Source organism: Stenotrophomonas terrae (genome assembly GCF_001431465.1).
Lineage (GTDB): Bacteria > Pseudomonadota > Gammaproteobacteria > Xanthomonadales > Xanthomonadaceae > Stenotrophomonas > Stenotrophomonas terrae.
In genome coordinates this window covers 1-19,193 of sequence record NZ_LDJJ01000013.1, presented here as the reverse complement: position 1 = coordinate 19,193, position 19,193 = coordinate 1, and the positions used below count along the sequence as shown (strand labels likewise).

The following is a 19,193-nucleotide window of genomic DNA, read 5'->3' as shown; positions in this document are numbered from 1 at the left end:
TCCCTCCATAAAATGCGCGGGTGAAAATCCGCAACGACGATGTAGTGATCATTGGCGCCGGCGCCACCGGCCTGGCCACCGCGTTGGCGTTGTCCGAAGCCGGGCGGCAGGTACGGGTGATCGATGCCGGCCCGCTGGGCGGCGCCACCTCGCACGGTAACTGCGGCACCATCACGCCCAGTCATGCACCGCCGCTGGCCGCGCCCGGCGTGCCGCTGCGGGCACTGCGCTGGATGCTGTCACCGCAGGCGCCGTTGTACATCCCACCGCGGATGGATCCAGCACTTTGGCGGTGGTTGCTGCGTTTTGTCGCGCGTTGCAATCCGCAGGACTGGCAGCGCAGTGCGCAGGGCCGCGCGGCCTTGTTGAACGATTCGCGGCAGCGCCTGGCGCAATGGGTGCAGCGCTATCGGCTTGACTGCGAGTTTGCCGACAAGGGGCTGGATTATGTGTTCCGCGAGCAGGGGAATTTCCAGGCGCATATAGCCCAGTGCGATGCACTGCAGCGGCTGGGTATCGGCACTGAAGTGATCAACGGTACGGATTACCTGCGCAGCGAGCCCGCGTTCAACGAGGGCGTGGTCGGCGCGATCCGATTTCCGGGCGACGCCAGTCTGCGCCCGGATCGTTATACCACCGAGCTGGGGCGGGTGCTGCGTGCGCGCGGCGTACGGATCGATGAACACTGCACGCTGCAGTCCATCCAGCCGCAGGCCAAGGGCGTGCAGGTGCAGACCAGCCACGGTGCGGGGCAGGCCGGTGAACTGGTGCTGGCAACCGGCGCCTGGTCGCCGCAGCTGGCGGCCAAACTTGGCCTGCGCGTTCCGATCCAGCCCGGCAAAGGGTATTCCATCACCGGCAGCCGTCCGCCGCAGGTGCCGAGCCGACCGGTGGTGCTCAAGGACCGTTCGGTCTTTGTCATTGCCTGGAAGGATTGCATGCGGCTTGGCGGCACGATGGAGTTCTCCGGACCGGACACGCGCTTGAATGCAACCCGCCTGCGTGCTTTGCAGCAGGCCGCGCAGCTGTATCTGCGACAGCCGCTGGGCACCGGGATGCAGCAGCACTGGTATGGCTGGCGGCCGATGACCTGGGATGACATGCCGATCCTCGGGCGCTCGCCCCTGCATGCTCACGTATGGCTAGCGGCCGGTCATGGCATGCTCGGTATAAGCATGAGCAGTGGGAGCGGACAACTGATGGCAGATTTGATAACCGGGCAGGCACCTGCAATCGACCCTGCGCCGTATCGCGTGGAGCGTTTTCAATGAGCGCGCGCAATTACGATGTGGTGGTGCTGGGCGGCGGCTCCGGTGGCCTGGCGGCCGCGTTCCGCGCAGCGTCCTACGGCGCCAAGGTGGCGATGCTGGAGCCGGCCCCCTTGGGTGGTACCTGCGTCAACGTGGGGTGCGTGCCGAAGAAGGCGATGTGGTTGGCGGCGGACCTGGCCGAGCGCATCGGTCTGGCAAGGCAGATGGGCTTCGATGTACCGGCCGAACCGGCGCTGTCCTGGTCAACCCTGGTGGAGCGACGGCAGCACTACATCTCCAATATCCATGCAAGCTATCAGCAGCGCCTGGATGAAACCGGTGTGGTCCGCATCAGCAGCCGCGGCCACCTGATTGATGCGCATACCGTGCAGAGCGAGGACGGAACCCAATTCCGCGCCGAACATCTGGTCATCGCCACCGGTGCGCATCCGCTCAAACCGGAGCTGCCTGGCGCCGAGCTGGGCGGTGTCTCGAACGACTTTTTTGCTTTGCAGTCGCGGCCGGAGCGGGTTGCCCTGGTTGGTGGCGGCTATATCGCGGTGGAATTGTCTGGCGTGCTGCGGGCCTTGGGCAGCGAGGTTGCGTTGCTGGTGCGTGGGCAGCGGCTGCTGGATCACTTTGATGCGGAGCTGTCCGATCAGCTGGCCGAGAACCTGCGCCTGCAAGGTGTTGAATTGCACTTTGGCTGCAAGGTAGAAGCGCTGCGGCGGCAGGAAGGGCGGATCAGCGCGCAACTGCATAACGGCCCGGAGCAGGCGTTGTTCGACACCGTCCTGTTCGCCACCGGACGCGGCCCGAACACACGCGGTCTTGGCTTGGAGCAGGCCGGCGTGAAGCTGGGCGAAAAAGGCCAGATCGAGGTGGATGATTACCAGAACACCTCGGTGCCGGGCATCTATGCGGTTGGCGACGTGACCGGGCGGGTCACCCTGACCCCGGTAGCGATTGCCGCTGCGCGCAAGCTGATGGATCGGGTTCTCGGTGGGCGGGCGGAAGCGCGGCTTGATTACGACAATATCCCCAGTGTCGTGTTCGCGCACCCGCCGTTGGGCAGTGTCGGCTTGAGCGAAGAGGAAGCGTGCAAGCGCTTTCCTTCGGTAAGTACCTATTACAGCCGGTTCCGGCCGATGCTGCAGGCCTTGGGGCAGGGGGAGGTGCGCAGCCTGTTCAAGATGGTCTGCGCAGGCGAGGACGAAAAGGTGGTTGGGATCCACCTGCTGGGTGAAGGTGCGGACGAAATACTGCAAGGGTTTGCGGTGGCAGTGAAGGCCGGGGTGACGCGCAGGCAGCTGGAGGAAACGGTGGCGATCCATCCAACTTCGGCCGAGGAAGTTGTGCTGATGCGTTGAGGCTTGCTGGCAACTGCTACAACAGCAGAGGCGGAAGCGGAAGCGGAAGCACCCCTCCTCAATCCTCCCCTGCGCTGCGCGCAAGGGAGGAGGCTGATCGTGCGGTTGCGGACAATGCTTCGGCTGCCTCCCTTTTCTGAAAGCATGGGGGAGCGGATTTTTCTGCTTCTGCTTCTGCTTGGTCCTACCCGGCAGCCACGCCCAAATCCCACAACGCCCATAATGGAAGGCCATCTCCCCCGGATGCCGTAGCACCGTGACTGTTCCAACCCCGCGCGCCGCCGCCGTGGCCGCGCCCAGCCTGCCCACCAGTTCCCGGCGGCTATTGATAAGTGGCCTGTTGCTGGCCGCCACCGGCGCCATTGCCGCCTCCGGCAAGGCGGTGATCGTCAAACTGGCCTACCGGCATGGTGCCGATGCCACCGCGTTGCTGGCATTGCGGATGATGATCGCCTTTCCGTTCTTCATCGCCATGGGCATGTGGGCCGCACGCCGGGCTCAGCCCTTGTCGGCGGGCGACCGCTGGCGGGTGTTGTTGCTGGGTTTCAGTGGCTACTACCTGTCCAGCTATCTCGACTTCCTCGGCCTGCAATACATCAGCGCCACGCTGGAACGGTTGATCCTCTACCTCAGCCCGACGCTGGTGGTGCTGATTGCGCTGGTGGTGCTCAAGCAGCGGCCGACCCGCACCCAGGTTGCGGCCTTGCTGGTCAGTTACCTGGGCGTGTTGCTGGCTTTCGGCCATGACATCCAGCTCGAAGGCCGGCGGACGCTGATTGGTTCTGCGCTGGTGTTTGCCAGTGCGCTCAGCTATGCGGTGTATCTGTTCGGCAGTGGACAGGCGGTGGCACGCATCGGCGCGGTGCGCCTGACTGCCTATGCCAGCATGGTCGCCTGTGTGCTGTGCATCGGTCAGTACCTGCTGTTCCAGCCCTGGGACGCGCTGTGGGCGTATGCGCCATCGGTTTACTGGCTGTCGCTGCTCAATGGCACGGTGTGTACGGTGCTGCCGGTGCTGGCGATCATGATCGGGGTCAAGCGCATCGGCTCCTCGTTGGCGGCGCAGGTGAGTATGCTGGGGCCGGTTTCCACGATTGTGCTCAGCGTATGGTTGCTCGACGAACCCATGGGGATTTGGCAAAGCGCCGGGACGGTGCTGGTGCTGCTCGGCGTGCTGCTGGTGGGCCGCGGCGTGGCGAAGAAGTGTTGACGCCGGAGGCCACGGCCGCCGCTGGACATGCCCGCATTATCGAGGCCATCCGTGCCATCCCGCGCGGGCAGGTGCTCGGCTACGGCGAAGTGGCGGCCAAGGCCGGCCTGCCGGGGCGGGCGCGCCTGGTGGCACGCCTGCTGGGTGCCAATGACGATCCCGCTTTGCCCTGGCACCGGGTGCTGCGCTCGGATGGCCGTATCGCCATGCCGGAGGGCTCGCGCGGTTGGCGCGAACAAAGCCAGCGGCTGCGCGCCGAGGGTGTGCTGGTGGAGAACGGGCGGGTGAAGCGGCCCAAACCGCCGCGCAGCCTGGACGAGGCGATCTGGGGCCCGACCTAGCCGCTGCGGCTATCATGTAGCCAGTTCCCCCGGATGCCACCATGTTCCCGCGCCTTCCAAAAATCACCCAGACGCTGTTGATCGCCAACGTGGTGCTGTTCCTGCTGCAGCAGCTGCCGCAGACGGCGGGCATCTTCACCCAGTTGATGTTGTGGCCGCTGGGTTCGCAGCAGGTCTTCAGCGACTCACCCGGTTTCGAGCCGTGGCAGCTGTTGAGCTATGGCTTCCTGCATGGTGGCTTCGGCCATCTGTTCTTCAACATGCTGGCGCTCTTCATGTTTGGCGCGCCGCTGGAAATGACCTGGGGCGAAAAGCGCTTCCTGACCTATTACATGGTCTGCGTGGTCGGTGCCGGCCTGTGCCAGCTGCTGGTCGCGGCCTTGGCCGGTGAGTACAACCCGGTGCTGGGCGCCTCCGGCGGCGTGTTCGGCCTGCTGCTGGCCTATGGCATGTTGTTCCCGAACCAGCGGGTGATGCTGCTGTTCCCGCCGATTCCGATGAAGGCACGCACCTTCGTGATCGTGTTCGGTGCGATCGAACTGCTGCTCGGCTTCACCGGCTGGCAGCCGGGCGTTGCCCATTTCGCCCATCTGGGCGGCATGTTGTTCGGCTGGTTGCTGATCCGCTACTGGCGCGGCCAACCGCCGTTCAACAAGCGCGGCCCGCACCTGCGCCGGGTCAAATAGCAAGCAACTGTAGGGCCGAGCCATGCTCGGCAAAGCTTTGGCCCATGTAGTGCCGAGCCATGCTCGGCAGAGGCCTTCCCGGTATAGCTTCAGCCGAGCATGGCTCGGCACTACAACAAACAAAAAACAAAAAGGCGCGGAATCCGCGCCTTTTTGCTTCCTTCAATACCGCCGCATCAACGCCAGATCTTGATCTGCTCGGCGTCGGTACGCTGCATCGGCTGGCCCGGCTTGCAGCTGAAGCTGGCGCCAAACGCCGGCAGGTTGGACAGCGGTGCGTTGCTGCGCCAGCGGCCCGGTGCGCGCACATCGGTACGCAGGCGCTGTACTGCCTCGTTGGGCGACAGCTGCTGTGCCCACAGGCCAGCCCAACCCTTGAAGAAGTCCTGCTTGTCGGCCGGCTTGGCGTCAGCCTGGGCGGTGCTGAAGGCCTCGAAGGCGATCTCCATGCCCGAGATATCGGCCATGTTTTCATCGCGGGTCAATTCGCCGTTGACCTTGGCGTCCTTGACGCCCGGGAACGGGTAGGCGCTGTACTGCGTGGCCACGCGGTTGCCCAGCAGCGTCCAGGCGCTCTTGTCGGCCGGCGTCCACCAGCTGCGCAGCTCACCCTTGGCGTCGATCATGGCGCCCTTGACGTCGATGGCACGGCTCACTTCGTGCGCGACCAGGCCACCGAAGGCACCGAACTTCTCGGCATTGCTGGCGTTGCCGGCAAAAATCGGACCTTGCAGGGCGGCGGCGGTCACGATCAGGCGGTTCTGGGCGATGTCGTAGGCGATGGACGGCTGCTGCGGCAGCACGTCCCAACGACGGTCAGCATTGCCCTTGCCGATGCGCTTCATTTCCTGGGCATGGCGCCAGGTGGAGGCGATCAGCATGTTGCCACCGAAGCTGCCACGGCCCATCGGCTGCACGGTGTAGTCCAGGTCACGCAGCGGCGTGCCGATCTCGATCTTCATCGCTGCCAGCTTGGCTTCGGCCTCGGTCTTGGCCTCGGCGCTGAGCCAGGTGCTGCGCTTGACCGCGGCGATCTGCGCTTCGCGGATCTGGTCGACCATGATGCCGGCCTGGCGGCGGGTGTCGCGGTTGAGATAGGTGTTGGCGTACTCGTGGCCCAGCATCGGGCCGGCGGCCACATTGATGGCGTCAAGCACGGCTTCCGGACGCGACGGGGCGATGGTCTGGCCACGCAGCACGCGGCCGCGGAACTCAAACTCGGCGTCGCGGTAGGCCTTGGACAGGTACGGCGCCATCGAGTCGCCCACGCGCCAGCGCAGGTAGGCCTTCCACTGGTTGGCCGGCAGGCGGGTGACCATGCTGTTGAGCTGCTGGAACAGCGCCGGATCGGCCAGCGACACCAGGTCGTCGTTCACGCCCTGCGCCTTGAGGAAGGCGTCCAGCTGCAGGTTGCGGTAACGGCTGTTCAGGTCCTTGGTGGAGACCGGCGCGTAGTTGTTGAACGGGTTGTTGATGTCGGCAACCGAGTGCGCGCTGCGCGCCAGTTCGGTTTCCAGCTGGACGACCAGCGCCGATTCGGCGTCGAGCTGCGCGGCCGGGGTGCCGGTCAGGGCCAGGATCTGCTTCACGTAGGCGCGGTAGCGGCCCATCAGTGCAACGGTGTCGGCATCGGTGCGGGTGTAGAAGGCCGGATCGGTCAGGCCGGTGCCGCCCTGCATGAAGTAGCCGATGTGGCGGTCCAGCGCCTTCAGGTCCACGTCCGGGGCGAAGTTGAACGCCACCGGGATACCGACCTGGTGCAGCGCGGCGATCGAGGCCGGGATGTCCTTGGCCTTCTTGATCGCGTTGATGCGGGTCAGCAGCGGTGCGATCGGCTTGGAGCCGTCGGCTTCAACCGCGGCTTCGTCCAGGCCGCTGGCCCAGAAATCGCCAAGCAGTTTCTGCACATTGCCCTGCGGCGCGGTCATCGCGCGATCAAGCAGCTGGCGCTGCTGGGTGCGGGCATTGTCGGCCAGGGTGCCCAAAGCGCTGACGGCGCCGGTCTGCGGCACCGGGTTGGCCTTGAGCCAGTTGCCGTTGGTGGTTTCGTAGAAGTCCGTACAGGCCGCGCTCACTGCCGGTGCCCGGGCCGCAGGTTTTTTGCGGGCGGCCTGCGCATCGTTGGTGGACAGTACCGTCACCAGAGAGAAGGCCAGGGCCAGGGTAAGTGGGCGAACGTTTGGCATGTGGTGCATATCCGCAGAAGGACAAAGTGGGCGGAGTTTAACAAGCTGGCGCGGGATTGGTGCCGAGGCAGGCCACCGATTTGGGTACTGCATCAAATCCGGAGCGTGTAGGAGCGGCGTCAGCCGCGAAGCCACTGCAGATGAAGCGGTCGGCACCGTTGGGATTGCGTTGATTTCCGGCGCTTTGGGGCTGGTCAGCTTCGCGGCTGACGCCGCTCCTACAAAAACGCGGGCAAAAACAAGGCCCGGCAGTGCCGGGCCTTGTTCGGGTCTCACTGCGGGGCAGCGATTACCAGATCACCACCTGCTTGTCGCCGGTGCGGACCATCGGCGCGCCGGCCTTGCACTGGAACGCAGCGGCGAAGGTCGGCAGGTTCGACGGCGCACCGATGGCGCGGAACTGCGCCGGGGCGTGCGGGTCGGTCGCCAGGCGGACCTTGGCGTTCTCGGCGGTGTACTTGGTGCGCCACACGGTGGCCCAGTTGAAGAAGAAGCGCTGGTCGCGGGTGAAACCGTCAACCTTGGCGTCTTCCTTGCCGGCCGACGCCTTCTGCAGCGCGTCGTAGGCGGTGGCCAGGCCACCCAGGTCGGCGATGTTCTCGCCCAGGGTCAGCGAGCCGTTGACCTTCTGGTCGCCCACCTTGTACTCGTTGAACTGGTTGACCAGCTTGCCGGTCAGGGCAGCAAAGCCCTTGGAATCGGCAGGCGTCCACCAGTTTTCGAAGTTGCCGGTCGGGCCGAAGCGGCTGCCCTGGTCGTCGTAACCGTGGGTCATTTCGTGGCCGATGACGGCACCGATGCCGCCATAGTTCAGCGCGTCGTCGGCGTTCGGATCGAAGAACGGCGGCTGCAGGATGGCGGCCGGGAACACGATCTCGTTCTGCAGCGGGTTGTAATAGGCGTTGACCGTCTGCGGGGTCATGCCCCACTCGGTCTTGTCCACCGGCTGGCCGATCTTGGCCAGCGCCCACTTGTAGTTGAAGGCATTGGCGGCGCGCACATTGCCCAGGTAGTCGTCGTGGGTGGTGCTCAGGCCCGACCAGTCACGCCACTTGTCCGGGTAGCCGATCTTCGGGGTGAAGGTTTCCCACTTGGCGATGGCCTTGGCCTTGGTTTCATCGCTCATCCAGGCCAGGTTCTGGATGCGGTCCTTGAGGGCGGCAGCCAGGTTCTTGACCAGCTCTTCCATCTTGGCCTTGGACTCAGGCGAGAAGGCGACCTTGACGTACATCTGGCCGAAGGCATCGCCGGCATCGCTTTCAATCGTGCCCAGCACCTGCTTCCAGCGCGGCTTGATTTCCTTCTGGCCGTTCAGTTCCTTGCCGTAGAACGCGTAGTTCTCCTGCACGAACTCATTGCTCAGGTACGGTGCGGCGCCGTCCACGGTGTGGAAGCGCAGGTAGGCGCGCCATGCAGCCGGGTCGGTATCGGCCAGCATCTTGCTCACTTCCTGGTGGAATGCGGGCATGGCCAGCGAGAACTTCTCCGGCGCGGCAACGCCCTGCGCCTGGAAGAACGCCGCCCAGCTGAAGTTCGGGGTCAGCTTGTCGGCATCGGCCACGGTGACCGGGTTGTAGTAGAGCGAGACGTCACGCGACAGCTCGACGCTGGACTTGGAAGCCTTGGCCAGACGGGTCTCGAACTTGATCACGTCCTCGGCCTGCTTGGCCGCATCGGCTGCGGGCACGCCGCTCAGTTCCAGCACCTTGGCCACGTGGGCCTTGTAGGCGTTGAGCTTGTCGGCCTTGCTGGCATCGGTGTAATAGGTGGTGTCCGGCAGGCCCAGGCCGCCCTGGCTGGCGTAGGCCATGTTCATGGCCGAGTTTTTGAAGTCCGCTTCCGGGCCGAAACCGAACAGGAAGTTCTCGCCCTTCGCGGCGCTGCTGCGCAGGTAATCGGCCAGCGCGGCGGTGTTCTGCAGGCCGTCGATGGCGGCCAGGTCGGCCTTCAGCGGGGTGATGCCCAGCGAATTGATCTTGGCCTCGTCCATACCGGCGGCCCAGAAGTCACCGACGATCTTCTCGATGCCGGTGGCGTTCTTCATCGCTGCAGCCTGCTCGGCCAGCTGGTGCTGCACGGCAACCGAGCGCTCGTCGAGGATGGTGAAGGCGCCCCAGCTGGTGCGGTCGGCCGGAATTTCATTGGCGTTGAGCCACTTTTCATTCACATAGCCGTTGAAATCGGTACACGCGTCCTTGCTGGCATCCAGGTCGGCGACGGTGAAGGCGTTGTAGGCCGGCAGCTTGGACTCGTCCAGCTTCAGCTCATTGGCGGCGGCAGCCGGGGCAGCGGCAGTAGCGGCTGGCGGGGACTGCTCTTCCTGCTTGGGGCAGCCGGTCAGCGCGGCGGCGACGGCCAGCGACAGCAGGAGAATCTGGGGTTTGCGAACGATCACGGGAAAGGCCTCCGGGCCGGTTTCGAAGCATGAGTGAGGCCTCGGAAACCGGGGCCGAAGCAGGAAGATACGCCTGAAACCGATGCGGAAGGGGTGTAGAAGGTAATGGGTGGCAGCCGGCTTATTCCTATGGGCGATGGTGGCGGGCCGATGCTATACAGCTGCAATGACCAAGACATCGACCAAGCAGTGGGACGCGATCCTGATCGGCGGCGGCCATAACGGGCTGGTGTGTGCGGCCTATCTGGCCAAGGCCGGCAAGCGGGTACTGGTGCTGGAGCGCCGTGCGGTGGTGGGCGGCGCGGCGGTGACCGAGGAATTCCATCCCGGGTTCCGCAATTCGGTGGCCTCTTATACGGTGTCGCTGCTGCAGCCCAAGGTGATAGCCGAGCTTGAGCTGGAGCGGCATGGCCTGCGGGTGGTATCGCGCAAACTCAACAACTTCCTGCCCCTGGGCAATGGCGAGTACCTGTTGGCCGGTGGCGGCCGCACCGCCGCCGAGGTCGCGCGTTTCTCGGCGCGTGATGCAGCGCGCCTGCCGGAGTATGAGCAGCGGCTGGAGATATTTGCCGACGTATTGCGCGCGCAGGCGCTGCAGGCGCCGCCCAATATCAGCGGCGCGAGTTGGTTGCGCGCATTGCCTGAGCTGTGGAAGGCGGGGCAGTTGGGCCGGCAGCTGCAACGCCTGGATGCGGCGCTTCAGCAGGAGTTGATTGACCTGTTCACCATCTCCGCAGCCGAGTACCTGGACCGCTGGTTTGAAAGCGCGCCGATCAAGGCTTTGTTCGGCTTCGATGGCATCGTCGGCAACTACGCGAGCCCCTATGCGCCTGGCACCGCCTATGTGTTGTTGCATCACGTGTTTGGTGAGAGCAATGGCGTCAAAGGTGCCTGGGGGCACGCCATCGGCGGCATGGGGGCGATTACCCAGGCGATGGCACGTGCGGCGGTTGAAGCAGGTGTTGAAATTCGCACTGATGCAGCAGTAAGCAAGGTGTTGGTCGAACAGGGCCGGGCCGTAGGCGTCGCACTGGCGGATGGCGAGGTGCTGCGAGGCGCCGCCATCGTCGCCAACGTCAATCCGAAACTGCTTTACGAGCGGCTGTTCGACCCCAGCGATGTGCCGGCAGCCACGCTGGAGCGCATGGCCAATTGGCGTTGCGGTTCCGGCACGTTCCGCATGAATGTGGCGTTGTCGCGGCTGCCGGATTTTACGGTGCTGCCAGGGCAGGGCGACCATCTGACCGCTGGCATCATCATCGCGCCCAGCTTGGACTACATGGATCGCGCGTATCTGGATGCACGCCAACATGGTTGGTCACGCGAACCGGTGGTAGAGATGCTGATACCCAGCACGTTGGACGATTCCTTGGCACCGCCGGGACAACACGTCGCCAGTCTGTTCTGCCAGCACGTCGCCCCGCAGCTGCCGGACGGACGCAACTGGGACGATCATCGCGAAGAAGTGGCGGACCTGATGATCGCCACTGTCGACAAGCATGCGCCGGGGTTTGCAGCGTCGGTACTGGGCCGGCAGATCATGAGTCCGTTGGATCTTGAGCGTACCTTCGGCCTGATCGGCGGCGATATCTTCCACGGCGCGTTGAGCTTGAATCAGCTGTTCAGCGCTCGGCCGATGCTGGGACAGGCCGGCTACAAGGGGGCGCTGCCCGGACTCTATCTATGCGGCTCGGGCACGCATCCGGGCGGTGGGGTGACCGGGGCGCCGGGGCACAATGCGGCGAAGGTGTTGTTGGCATTTGAGTGAACAGACACCTCGTTCGCCACCGTATCAAATGTGATAATCGGCATATCTTGGTGCCGGATCAACTGATGAATCAGCAGGTAGCACTTTATGAAAGAGCCATCGATGCTCTGAATCGTAGGCAGTGGCAGTCAGCCTGGGCAATGTCACAAAAGTTGTTGGAGTCAGCGCCGAATCATGGGGGTGTGAACTTTGTTGCGGGCATCTCCGCTTTGGAAATCGGCCATATGCAGGCTGCTCTTGTGCATTTGCGACGCTCTACTCAGTTGAGCCCGCACCGCGCTGACTACATGGCCCAGCTGGCCAGGTTGTTGGTGTCACTGCGGGCATTCGTTGAGGCCCATAAATATGCGGATATCGCCACAGAGAAAGGGGTGGAGGATGCGGTCACCGCAGATACCTTGGGCGTGGTGTATTCAAGGTTGAACGAGCATTCCAAAGCTCTTGCGGCTTTCGAGATGGCAACAGCGAAACAGCCGGGAAACGCGGTGTTTCAATATAATTTGGGAACTTCTTTGCTCTTCTTCGGCCGATTGGATGAGGCGGAGGAAAAGTATCAGCGATGCTTGGAGTTGGCGCCTGATTATTGGCGGGCCTACACATCTTTGGCGCAGCTCAGGACGTGGAGTGTTGAGAACAATAATATTGATTTTCTTACATCTCGGTTGGAGCACGCAGAGAAAAGTCTGGATGGATTGCTTCATGTGAACCTGGCGCTTGCAAAGGAGCAGGAAGACGTCGGAGATCATGTTGCTGCATTCAAAAGCTATGTGCGCGCAAAGTCTCCTCAGAAACAGGCGCGCGGTTACAGCTCGGCTAAGGATGAGGAGATTTTTAATGCGCTGCGGCAAGGGTTTGATGCGGTAGAGGACTTTTCGGGCGGCTCGGATCATGAGGAGCCAATTTTTGTGGTTGGCATGCCGCGTAGTGGAACGACATTGGTGGACCGGATCATATCCAGTCATTCTTCTGTACATTCGGCAGGAGAATTGGAGAACTTCCCGATTGCGGTCAAGCGCCTCTCTGGTAGTAGTACCAATTCAGTGGCTGATGCAGGGACATTATCGGCCTTGGTCGATATGGATTGGGCGGCGCTAGGGCGCAGTTATGTGGAATCAACCCGTCCTGGAACTTCCGGATTTCCTCGTTTCGTGGACAAACTTCCACATAACTTCCTCTACGTTGGGCATATAGCCAAGGCCTTGCCGAAGGCGAAGATCATCTATCTTCGACGGGACCCGATGGATACCTGTTTGAGCAATTTCAGGCAGCTTTTTGCATTGAGCTCAGCAATGTATGACTACTCTTTCGATCTGCTGGATACAGGTCGTTACTACCTGATGTTCGATGAGTTGATGGCATATTGGGGTGGCCGATTGGGTGATCGCTTGTTGGAGGTTCGCTATGAGGACTTGGTTGAAAATCAGGAGCGTGAGTCCAGAAGAATCATCGAATTCTGTGGTCTTGCGTGGGAAGAGGCTTGTCTGAATTTCGAGCAGAACTCGGCCCCGGTAGCTACCGCTAGCGCGGTGCAGGTGCGTTCCAAGCTTAGCCGCGATTACCTTGGTCGTTGGCGGCGGTACGGGCTGGACGTTGAGCCACTCAGGGCATTGCTGGGCGCAAAGGCAAGCTATCCGTGAATATTGCGCAAGAGGCTTGATCTGGCAGTCGCATTGCGGCGGATGATGGACGGGTCTGAAGAAAATTCGAGCGCGATCTTTCAGTTGCAGTAAAAGAAAAGCCCCGTCGGAGACGGGGCTTTTTTGTTTCAGGTTGCGTTACTTGTTACTTGCCGAACGCGTAACGCATCTCGACGTAATAGGCGCGGCCATAGACGTCAAAGTTGGATGAGTTGTACGGATCGGTTTCGGTGCCCGGGTAGGAGAAGTCGTACGGTGGCATCTTGTTGAACACGTTGTTCACCATCAGCGACACGTCCAGACCATCCAGGATGCGATAAGAAATGCTTGCGTTGTGACGGCTGTACGAACCGAACTTCGCTGCACGATTTCCTGCATAACCCTTGTCTGTGAAGGTTGCCGCGTAGTTCGGGGTTGAGCCGAACCAGTTGGTGTACCAGGTGGCCGAGAAGTTGCCCTTCAGCCAGGTCAGCGACGCATCAGCCTTGCGCTTCGGATCCGAGCTCCAATATGGATCGTTCAGCAGATCGACATAGCCATCTTCAGCATACTGCTGGTACTTATGACGCAGTTTTTCGGTGTAGCTGGCGCGGACGCTCAAGTCACCCCAGTTGCCAAAATCATAACCGTAGTTGAAAGAGGCGTTGAGGGCCTCCAACTGCTGGTTGGACACGTTGATCTTTGGCGTATAGATCTCAGTGATCATGCCCACCGCGTTGCGGGTGACCTGTTCCATCGTCGCCACGCACAACGGCGAATTTATATCATCAACCCCTGTACGGCAGCGGTAGTCCTGGAGCGAAAGGCCCCGGGCGCTCTGCTGGGTGACTTCGTCACTGATATCCCAGTTGAAGTAGTCAACAGTCAACGCCATGCGATCAATCGGTGACCAGACAACACCTGCACTCCAGACGTCGGCGTTGATCGGCTTCAGGTCAATGCTGCCAGCCTGCGTACCGAAGTACTGGCGGCTGGAGTACAGGGCCGGGCAGCCTTGCGTATCGTCCGGGCTGAAACCAAGCTTCGAGCAATTGTAGTAGTCGACTACCGTGCTGTAGAAGCCGCTTTCGCCCTGATACAAGTCAGAAAGCGTTGGTGCGCGGAAGGCGGTGCCGTATTTGCCGCGGATCAGCAACGAATCGATGGGGCGATATTCCAGCGCTACGGCATAGGTCGGCTTGTCGATGTTGCGGCCGCTGGCCTTGAATGCGTCATAGCGGCCAGACAGTGACAGCGTCAGCGGTTCCAGTACGGGAAGACGCAGTTCCGAGGTGACAGCGTAGCGATCGCGCTTGCCGCCACCTGCGACGGAGGTCTGACCCCAGATGGAACCATCGAGATAGCCGGCGTCTGGCGCATAGTCCCACTTCTGCTTGCCGAACTCTGCGACCACGGCCAAGCCGGCATCACCGCCAGGCAGCGTAAACAACGTGCCGTTGGTGACCTGTGCCCGGATCATGCTGTCAGAAGTCTTGCTGTGGGTAACTGCTCGGCCGGTGAAGCTTGCGAATTCTTCAGGGGTGATCGGGGTGTAGAAGGCCGCGTAGTCCGGCGTAAAGACACCATAGTTTCCATAATAGGGATCAAGTCCCTGCTGCGGACCGAGCACGCGATCAACAAAGAACTTTTCAGCTGCATCTGCGAACCGGACATAGCTGTTTTCGCTCAGCTTGTACTCGGTGTACGTGCCGCCGATGTCGTAATCCCAGTTGGATGCCCCAAAGATACCCTTGGCACCGAATGTCACACGCAAGGATTTACTGGTATCGCGTGACATGGTGTTGTTGAAGCCGTTCTTGCCGCCCATTTCTTCAGGGGCGAAGGCGCGCTGCAGGTTGAGCAGGTCATCCAGGTTCGGGTCATAGAAATAGCCGCCGAAGCTCCGGTTGGTGCCCCACCACATATAGCCGGACCCTGCGTGGTACTTGACCTGCTCATGGCTGTACAGCGCGTCACCATAAAGCTGTACGTTGTCGTTGACGTCGAAGGTGCCATGCACATAGACCTGCGTGGACTTCTTCTCGTTCATGATGGTCCGGTAGCCGGCCGTGTCGAACGAGCCGCAGTACTTTCCGTCACCAAAGCCTGGGCGGTTCTGGAGGTCCATCGTCCCGCCAAACAATCCCTTGACGTTATCGCAGTTCGCTGGATCCAGGAACTTGTAGCTGGTAAACGGGCTAAAGATCAGGAAATCGCGGCTAGCGAGTGCCGGCGAATAGCCGTTCGGATTGAACTGTTTGGTCAGGTCGCGCTGGTAGCCCCAGATAGGGTCGCGCTCTTCATACTGGATGCCGCCGAGCACGTTGACGCGGCCATCAGCAGAGGTCCAGCCATCGGCGAAGCTAGCGCGGACAGAGCCACCGCCGCCTTCGGAGTAGCCGCCACCCCGGAAGCTGAATGCCGCACCATCCATGCTTTTTTTGAGGATGACGTTGATCACGCCGGCGATTGCATCAGAGCCGTATAGCGAGGACTGGCCACCCGGGAGAATTTCAATGCGTTCAACGAGATCAACCGGGATCCCGCTGATGTTGTTGAAGGTATCGCTACCGTTGTAAAGAGCCGGGTAGCTGGACATCGGCCGGCCGTCAATCAGATATTTGACGTAACCCGGGGGCAGGCCAAACAAGCTGATCGTTTCTGCGCCCTGGGTGAAGGATGCTGAAGTCTGCGCACCCTGTACGGCGCCGGTCGCCATTGAGCTTTTCTGCAGCACCTCGGTGACCGAGCTGAAGCCACGGGCCCGGATGTCGTCAGCGCTGATGACCGTAACGGGGGTTGCGGTCTCAATCTGGGTCTGCGGGATGAGCGAGCCGGTGACCGTGACCTTGTCCAAGGTCTTGGCACTACCTGCATCATCCTGGGCCATTGCGGCGGCCGGAATCAAAATTGCGGTCAGGACCGCACTGGTCAAGGTGCTGCGCTTGAAAACAGTAGATTTACGGGTTTGCACTGGTATTCCCCTGCGTGGCAAGAATTGGTTGCTCAGCGTCAGTTCAGTCCGTTTGCTGCGTCGCGGCGCGTGTCAATCGGCATCATCTCAATCTGAACGTAACCCGACTTTAACGAGTAAATTACAAAAAAGCACCAAAAACTGACAAATAACAGCAGCGAAGTTCTGCTAAGGCTGCCGTATAGGGCTTGGTGTATTGCTGGGGTGAGCAGCTGTTACTTTTCGCCGGATCTGTTTTTGAGCCGCAGAAGGGGTGCTGGCGGGGAAAGGGTGGTGGTAGCGTTCAGCTTTTATGTGATCTTGGCGAGTGCAAGAGATGTTGATCACATGTCACTTGGACGCTCTTTCATGGGTCTCGCCTGCGTTGGGGAAACTCAGGAATGGGCGGACTTCTTGCTTGACGCTATAGTTCAACACTAGTCTGAGAGTGCGGAGTCATGGTGGGCGGTTCGATCACATTGGGCGGTGCCCACAAAGTGCAGAAGGGGCTATCCCCCCATTCACGTATCCGCAACGTCATTGCGGTGGGCTCGGGCAAGGGCGGGGTGGGCAAGTCCACCACGGCTGTGAATCTGGCCCTGGCGCTGAAGGCCTTGGGCGCCCGGGTAGGTGTGTTGGATGCCGATATCTACGGCCCCAGCGTGCCAGCCATGCTTGGCTTGAGTGGGCGGCCTGAGAGCCCGGACAACAAGTCCATCGAGCCGCTGCGGGCGTTCGGGGTCGAGGCGATGTCGATCGGTTTCCTGATCGAGCCGGACTCACCGATGATCTGGCGTGGGCCGATGGCGACCTCGGCGTTGACCCAGCTGTTCAACGACACGCTGTGGGATGACCTGGATTTCCTGCTGATCGATCTGCCGCCGGGTACCGGCGACATCCAGCTGACGCTGTCGCAGAAGATCCCGGTCGCCGGTGCGGTGATCGTCACCACGCCGCAGGACATTGCCACGCTGGATGCACGCAAGGCCTTGAATATGTTCGAGAAGGTTGAGGTACCGGTGTTGGGTATCATCGAGAACATGGCGGTGCATACCTGCAGCAACTGCGGCCATGTCGAGCATCTGTTCGGCGAAGGCGGCGGTCAGCGGATGGCCGAGCAGTACGGGGTGCCTTTACTGGGTTCGCTGCCCTTGGATATCGCCATCCGTGAGCAGGGCGATGTTGGCGCACCCATCGTCGTTGCCCAGCCGGAGTCGGCAGCGGCCAAAGCCTATCTGGCAGCGGCGCAACGGATGACCGAGGAATTGGCCAAGCGCCCACGTGCCAGCATTCCGATCCTGTCCTCGCTGACCTGAGTCTGCCCCGGAAGGCGCCGGGATGGGGCCCGCGGCTGCGGGCCCTTCTTACATAAAGGTGTGGGTGGCGATGATTGGCTACGGCCCGGCACTGGCTCTAGGCTAGAATCGACCACCCCCGGCCGCAGGCATGCTGCGGCACAACGTGAACAGGACCATTGAATGAGCATCAAGAGCGACCGTTGGATCCGCCAAATGTCCGAACAGCAGGGCATGATCTCGCCCTACGAAGCCGGCCAGGTCAAGCAGGTGGACGGCCAGCGTATCGTCAGTTACGGCACTTCCAGCTATGGCTACGACGTGCGTTGCTCGCGTGAATTCAAGGTGTTCACCAACATCAACTCGACCATTGTCGACCCCAAGCACTTCGACCCGAAGAGCTTTGTCGATATCGAGGCCGATGAGTGCATCATCCCGCCCAACTCGTTTGCGCTGGCGCGCACGGTGGAGTTCTTCCGCATCCCGCGTGACACCCTGGTGGTGTGCCTGGGCAAGAGCACCTACGCGCGCTGCGGCATCATCGTCAATGTCACCCCGCTGGAGCCGGAGTGGGAAGGCCATGTGACGCTGGAATTCTCCAACACCACGCCGCTGCCGGCCCGCATCTACGCCAACGAAGGCGTGGCACAGATGCTGTTCTTCCAGGCCGACAAGGACGATGTCTGCGAAACCTCCTACAAGGATCGCGGTGGCAAGTACCAGGGCCAGACCGGCGTTACCTTGCCGCGCACCTGAGTGCGGCCCGGGTTGAAATGAAAAAGGCGCCGTCAGGCGCCTTTTTCATTGACCAGGATCCGTCGGGCCGGTTTATTTGCCGCGCCCGAACAACATGCCGATACCGACGGCGACCAGGATGGCCGGCCACCAGGTGGCGAGCATGGTGCCGATGTTGCCGTTGATCCAGCCAAGGTTCTTGGCCAGGAAGAACAGGCCAACGATGATCAGGATCAGGGCGGCGATCAGATTGGAGCGCATCGGCTTGCGGAGTCCGTAAGGGGGAAGGTGCTTATCGTAGCCGCTGGCGCCAGATTTCGACACGTTCGGCCAGCACCTCCGGGTCGAAGCGCTGTGCCTTGCCGCTGCCCCAGACCGGGCCGGGCCAGGCGGCATCGTTTTCGTTGCGGCCAATCAGATGCACATGCAGCTGGCGCACGATGTTGCCCAGGGCGCCGATATTGATCTTGCTGACATTGGGCTTGTGCTTCAGGTGCTGCGAGATCTGGTTGATCTCGGCCAGCAGCAGCCGTTGCTGGGCACCGTCCAGGTCGATCCATTCGCTGGCGTCAGGCACGCGCGGCACCAGTACGACCCAGGGAAAGCGGTCGTCATTCATCAGGCGGATCTGCGACAGGGGGCCGTCGGCGATCAATACACTGTCGGCGGCAAGGCGGGTATCAAGTACGAAATCGGACGTCACAGCTTCGGTCATCGCAGGTTCTCGCTGAAGAAGGCCAAGGTGCGTTCGCGCGCCAGGTCGGCGCTGGGTGCGTGGTAGTGCATGCCGACCTCGCGGTTGAAGGCGTGATCGGCTGGATACACATATACAGGCAAGTCGGGTTGCTTTTCACGGTGCGCTGCAACGGCGGTGGCCGGGATCGAGGCGTCCTGGTCACCGAAATGGAAGATTGCCGGTGCCTTGAACGGCGTATCCAGGAACTGCACATTGCGTGCGCCGTAGTAGCTGGCCGAGGGCAGGCCCAGGCGCTGCGCGGCCAGCATGGCAATGGTGCCGCCCCAGCAGTAGCCGACCGTACCGACCTTGCCGTATTGCGCCAGGACGCCGGCGGCGGCTTCGACGACGGTCACCGCGCGGTCCACGCCCAGTTCGTTCACCAGCGCTTTGCCGCGGGCAGCACCTGCGGTGTCGTAGTCCAGCCGCAGGTCCGGCTCGATCAGGTCGAAGAATGAAGGCGCCAGCACCGCATAGCCCTCGGCGGCGTACTGTTCGGCGACCTGGCGGATATGCGCATTGGCGCCGAAGATTTCCTGTATCACAACCAGGCCGGCGCGAGGGATGCCAGCCGGCAGGGCCTGCCAGGCGCGGACGGGGCCGAGTGGGGTGGTGAGGGTGATCCAGGTGGGCATGGCGGGGGGCTCCGGAT

General features: G+C 62.0%; 15 protein-coding genes. 9 read left to right on the top strand and 6 right to left on the bottom strand.

Going from position 1 to position 19,193, the window contains the following annotated elements; translation table 11 throughout:
* Nucleotides 1–20 precede the first annotated feature (20 nt).
* The 5 genes from ABB27_RS04690 to ABB27_RS04670 all read left to right on the top strand — a co-directional run bounded on the left by ABB27_RS04690 (nt 21) and on the right by ABB27_RS04670 (nt 4,857).
* The gene (locus tag ABB27_RS04690) at nt 21–1,271 is read left to right on the top strand and encodes an NAD(P)/FAD-dependent oxidoreductase (RefSeq protein WP_057627073.1); all 1,251 of its coding nucleotides are present in this window, start codon (nt 21–23) and stop codon (nt 1,269–1,271) included.
* A complete protein-coding gene (gorA, locus tag ABB27_RS04685) occupies nt 1,268–2,620 on the top strand; it encodes a glutathione-disulfide reductase (RefSeq protein WP_057627072.1) in 1,353 nt (450 codons plus the stop codon). Before ABB27_RS04690 ends, gorA begins: the two co-directional genes overlap by 4 nt.
* A 256-nt stretch (nt 2,621–2,876) precedes the next feature.
* The gene (locus ABB27_RS04680) at nt 2,877–3,830 is read left to right on the top strand and encodes a DMT family transporter (RefSeq protein WP_057627071.1); all 954 of its coding nucleotides are present in this window, start codon (nt 2,877–2,879) and stop codon (nt 3,828–3,830) included.
* Nucleotides 3,824–4,171: an MGMT family protein gene (locus tag ABB27_RS04675; protein WP_057627070.1), complete on the top strand. Its 348-nt coding sequence runs from the start codon at nt 3,824–3,826 to the stop codon at nt 4,169–4,171. Before ABB27_RS04680 ends, ABB27_RS04675 begins: the two co-directional genes overlap by 7 nt.
* Before the next feature lie 41 nt (nt 4,172–4,212).
* Nucleotides 4,213–4,857: a rhomboid family intramembrane serine protease gene (locus ABB27_RS04670; RefSeq protein WP_057627069.1), complete on the top strand. Its 645-nt coding sequence runs from the start codon at nt 4,213–4,215 to the stop codon at nt 4,855–4,857.
* Nucleotides 4,858–5,033: 176 nt separating this feature from the next.
* Here ABB27_RS04670 and ABB27_RS04665 read toward each other — a convergent pair whose 3' ends face one another.
* Together ABB27_RS04665 and ABB27_RS04660 are read right to left on the bottom strand one after the other, a co-directional pair.
* A complete protein-coding gene (locus tag ABB27_RS04665; RefSeq protein WP_057627068.1) occupies nt 5,034–7,043 on the bottom strand; it encodes a M13 family metallopeptidase in 2,010 nt (669 codons plus the stop codon).
* 289 nt (nt 7,044–7,332) lie between these two features.
* Entirely contained in the window at nt 7,333–9,435 is a 2,103-nt protein-coding gene (locus tag ABB27_RS04660) for a M13 family metallopeptidase (protein ID WP_211263669.1), read from the bottom strand.
* Nucleotides 9,436–9,604: 169 nt separating this feature from the next.
* Here ABB27_RS04660 and ABB27_RS04655 point away from each other — a divergent pair, with 169 nt between their 5' ends.
* Nucleotides 9,605–11,206, top strand: a complete 1,602-nt coding sequence (locus ABB27_RS04655; RefSeq protein ID WP_057627066.1) for a phytoene desaturase family protein — start codon at nt 9,605–9,607, stop codon at nt 11,204–11,206.
* A gap of 65 nt (nt 11,207–11,271) precedes the next feature.
* Entirely contained in the window at nt 11,272–12,843 is a 1,572-nt protein-coding gene (locus ABB27_RS04650) for a tetratricopeptide repeat-containing sulfotransferase family protein (protein ID WP_057627136.1), read from the top strand.
* Between the two features lie 145 nt (nt 12,844–12,988).
* Here ABB27_RS04650 and ABB27_RS04645 read toward each other — a convergent pair whose 3' ends face one another.
* The gene (locus ABB27_RS04645; protein ID WP_211263668.1) at nt 12,989–15,712 is read right to left on the bottom strand and encodes a TonB-dependent receptor domain-containing protein; all 2,724 of its coding nucleotides are present in this window, start codon (nt 15,710–15,712) and stop codon (nt 12,989–12,991) included.
* Between the two features lie 536 nt (nt 15,713–16,248).
* On the opposite strand from ABB27_RS04645, the gene apbC reads away from it, so the two are divergent.
* Both apbC and dcd read left to right on the top strand, forming a co-directional pair.
* Complete coding sequence (gene apbC / locus ABB27_RS04640) at nt 16,249–17,091, top strand: iron-sulfur cluster carrier protein ApbC (protein ID WP_244479143.1); 843 nt, start codon at nt 16,249–16,251, stop codon at nt 17,089–17,091.
* Between the two features lie 162 nt (nt 17,092–17,253).
* The gene (dcd, locus tag ABB27_RS04635) at nt 17,254–17,826 is read left to right on the top strand and encodes a dCTP deaminase (RefSeq protein WP_057627064.1); all 573 of its coding nucleotides are present in this window, start codon (nt 17,254–17,256) and stop codon (nt 17,824–17,826) included.
* Nucleotides 17,827–17,898: 72 nt separating this feature from the next.
* Here dcd and ABB27_RS20095 read toward each other — a convergent pair whose 3' ends face one another.
* Genes ABB27_RS20095 through ABB27_RS04625 form a run of 3 tightly spaced genes read right to left on the bottom strand, consistent with a single transcriptional unit; the run spans nt 17,899 to nt 19,176 of the window.
* Nucleotides 17,899–18,066 carry a LiaI-LiaF-like domain-containing protein gene (locus tag ABB27_RS20095; RefSeq protein WP_170183049.1) on the bottom strand — a complete coding sequence of 56 codons (168 nt, stop codon included), beginning with the start codon at nt 18,064–18,066 and terminating at the stop codon, nt 17,899–17,901.
* Between the two features lie 31 nt (nt 18,067–18,097).
* Nucleotides 18,098–18,520, bottom strand: coding sequence for an HIT family protein (locus tag ABB27_RS04630; protein ID WP_057627063.1), 423 nt, complete (start codon nt 18,518–18,520; stop codon nt 18,098–18,100).
* Complete coding sequence (locus ABB27_RS04625) at nt 18,517–19,176, bottom strand: dienelactone hydrolase family protein (protein ID WP_057627062.1); 660 nt, start codon at nt 19,174–19,176, stop codon at nt 18,517–18,519. Before ABB27_RS04625 ends, ABB27_RS04630 begins: the two co-directional genes overlap by 4 nt.
* Between the last annotated feature and the right edge of the window lie 17 nt (nt 19,177–19,193).